Origin of the sequence: uncultured Mycobacterium sp. (genome assembly GCF_964249325.1) — a bacterium.
In the GTDB taxonomy this organism is placed as follows: domain Bacteria; phylum Actinomycetota; class Actinomycetes; order Mycobacteriales; family Mycobacteriaceae; genus Mycobacterium.
Window position 1 is genome coordinate 1 of the sequence record NZ_CAXUCH010000126.1, and the last position, 562, is coordinate 562.

At 60.3% G+C, this 562-nt stretch carries 1 pseudogene; it reads left to right on the top strand.

Going from position 1 to position 562, the window contains the following annotated elements:
- Positions 1–562 (top strand): annotated as a pseudogene (locus tag ACFE99_RS15740) (GABA permease); the annotation flags it as partial.

A 562-nucleotide genomic window follows, 5' to 3' on the forward strand; every position in this document is an offset into this window, starting at 1 on the left:
GGCTGGCTGTATTGGTATTACTGGGTGATCGTCGTCGGTTTCGAGGCGGTTGCCGGCGCCAAAGTCATGACCTACTGGTTGCATGTTCCACTGTGGCTGGTGTCTCTGATACTGATGCTGGCAATGACGGCGACCAACTTGTTTTCGGTGTCGTCGTTCGGGGAATTCGAATTCTGGTTCGCCGGAATCAAAGTCGCAACCATCGTGTGTTTCCTCGGGCTCGGCGCGTTGTTCGTCGCGGGGCTGTGGCCGCATCGACACGTGGATTTTTCCAATCTCCAGTCACATGGCGGGTTTTTCCCCCAGGGTGTGGCGGGCGTCTTCGCCGCGATCGTGGTCGTGATCTTCTCGATGGTCGGCGCGGAGGTCGCGACCATCGCCGCCGGTGAAACCCCGCATCCGAAGCGCGCGGTTCAGCGAGCGACCAACGCGGTGGCCGCTCGCATCGCGATCTTCTTTGTTGGCTCGGTTTTTCTGCTCGTCGTGATCTTGCCGTGGAATTCCGTCGAGATCGGCGCGTCGCCGTATGTGGCGGCGTTGAAGCTGATGGGAATCCGCGGCG